The sequence below is a fragment of the Acetivibrio sp. genome (assembly GCF_035371925.1).
Classification (GTDB): domain Bacteria; phylum Bacillota; class Clostridia; order Acetivibrionales; family Acetivibrionaceae; genus Hungateiclostridium.
In genome coordinates this window covers 1-2,397 of sequence record NZ_DAORXT010000175.1, presented here as the reverse complement: position 1 = coordinate 2,397, position 2,397 = coordinate 1, and the positions used below count along the sequence as shown (strand labels likewise).

Annotated in this window: 2 protein-coding genes; one reads left to right on the top strand and one right to left on the bottom strand. The window is 40.7% G+C overall.

Annotation, left to right across the window (positions count from 1 at the left end):
- Positions 1-291: 291 nt before the first annotated feature.
- Positions 292-1,470 carry an IS110 family transposase gene (locus tag PLH43_RS13580; protein ID WP_281796293.1) on the top strand — a complete coding sequence of 393 codons (1,179 nt, stop codon included), beginning with the start codon at positions 292-294 and terminating at the stop codon, positions 1,468-1,470.
- Between the two features lie 307 nt (positions 1,471-1,777).
- Here PLH43_RS13580 and PLH43_RS13575 read toward each other — a convergent pair.
- Positions 1,778-2,397: DALR anticodon-binding domain-containing protein (locus PLH43_RS13575; RefSeq protein WP_324364002.1), on the bottom strand; the 620-nt coding region annotated here is incomplete at its 5' end.

Sequence of the window (2,397 nt, the reverse complement as noted above, 5' to 3'; positions counted from 1 at the left end):
TGCCTCCTTGTATAATGTATTTAGGTTATTTATTAGGAAAACCTATAAACCTATTCTTTACATCTTCTATCTGTCAGGAGATAATTGTCTTATTAGATTGAGAGAATTATCGTTGCCTCCTTGAGCTTTTATGCTCGTACTTGAAAGACTGATACCTCTCTCTAATAAGCAGTTCGCGTATGAGTTGGATGTTGGTTGCCAGTTTGGCTTCTCTCCGTATTTAACACAAGGTAGTGACGCTTATTAGATGAGTGGACTCCCAATCTAAAATAATTTGTTTGAGGTGTCTTTATGTTTTTTGTTGGTATTGATATTGGAAAAAATAATCATGTAGCTTCTATGATGGATGACAGTGGGAAGATAATTTTTAAGGCTTTTTCTTTTTCAAACACTTCTGATGGTGCAGACGCTCTCTTATCTAAGCTTTCCTCTTATTCTTCCAACACTGCCGATTTTGAGATTGGCATGGAAGCTACTGGCCATTATTGGCTTTCTGTTTACTCATTTCTCTATGGTAAAGGTTTCCTGATTCATGTTATTAACCCCATACAGACCGATGGCTGGCGCAAAGGTGTTGAGATTAGAAAACGCAAGAACGACATCATTGATTCTATCCTCATTGCTGATTTAATCCGCTACGGACAGTTTGTGGAAACCCGCCTTTCTGACGAGGATATTTTTTCCCTCCGTAACTTGACCCGTTTCCGTTCCTATCTGGTGGAGTCTATCAGTGATTTAAAGCGCAAGGTGGTCTGTGTCCTTGATCAGGTGTTTCCTGAATATCAATACATATTTTCAAACATTTTTGGTAAGACCTCAAAGGAGATTCTATGCCAGTTTTCTTCACCAATTGATTTTGAATCCGTTTCAGCAGATGCTTTGGCACAACTGCTTACACAGCTAAGTCGCCAAAAGGTTGGTGCTGAGAAAGCAAAGCAACTTAAATCTGCTGCTTCTAATTCTTTTGGCATCACCTTTGCCAAAGACAGTTTTTCCTTTCAACTAAGGGCTTTAATTGAGCAGATTTCTTTTATTGAACAGCAAGTAAAGGATACAGAACGCGAAATCAGCCGTCTGATGGAGAAACTAGGCTCTCCCATAACAACCATAACTGGTATTGGAAACGTCACTGGCGCTACGATTATCGGTGAAATCGGTGACATATCTAAGTTTAGCAGCCCCAGAAAACTGGTAGCATTTGCAGGTATTGATGCTTCAGTTAGTAAATCCGGTGAATACGAATCTACACATAATGTTATGAGCAAACGCGGTTCACCATATTTACGTAAAGCCATTTTTCAGGCTGCCTTGATTGCTTCTTTTAAAGACCCTGTATTAAGCGCTTTCTATCAGAAAAAGCGGGCAGAAGGTAAACATCATCTTACCTGTGTTGGTGCAGTTTCTAGAAAAATGTGTAATATCATTTATGCTGTCCTAAAGAATAACCAACCTTATGTGCCCAAAGCTTAATTCCATGTAATTATATATTGTTTCAGGTTTGTAATAATACAAGCCTTTTTGTGATGCCTGTTTTTAGTTGGATCTCATTTATAGTTTTTTTACATATTTTATTTGACTTTTAATAGTTGGTCTTTCTTCAGGGTTTGAACCCTTCTTTGCTCAAGTTCTATAGGGTCTTTCTTTTCTATATGCTTTTTCCCTTTATCCCTATTTTCTAAAATAAAGCATCTAACAATAATATATTCTCGTCAAAAGTTCAAATTCCTTCTTTATACGGATATTTTATCCATTTATTGTAATGTAATTCCTGGAAGGACTACATGCGTTCGGGTGCTGAAATTCCCAAAATAGAAAGGGCATTTCTTAACACCTGTCGGGTAGCCATTACAAGCAAGAGCCTTGCTGCTGTCAGATTCTCGTCATCCGTAAGGACCCGGCACTTGTTGTAAAAGGAATGAAAGATGGCTGCCAGCTCCTGCGAGTACACGGTAATGCGGTACGGGGCCAGATTGTCGGCAGCAAGCTTTATTTCACCGGGAAAATCTGCCAGTTTTTTAATCAGCTCCAGTTCCGACTCTTCCAGCAGCATATTTGCATATTTTTGAAATTCTTCCATTGTCATGCCATCGATGTCGGGCAGCTCTATTCCCTGCTCTTGGGCCTGTCTCAGTATGCTGCAGATGCGGGCATGGGCATACTGGACGTAATACACTGGATTGTCATCCGATTGCTTTATTGCCAAATCCAGGTCAAAGTCCAAATGTGTATCGGCACTTCGCAGGTTAAAGAAGAAGCGCGCAGCATCCCTGCCTACCTCTTCTACAATGTCAGCCAGGGTCACCGCCCGTCCGGTGCGCTTTGACATGCGGGCTATCTCGCCGTTGCGGTAGAGCCTGACCAGCTGCATTATGATGATTACCAGCTTGTCCGGGTCAT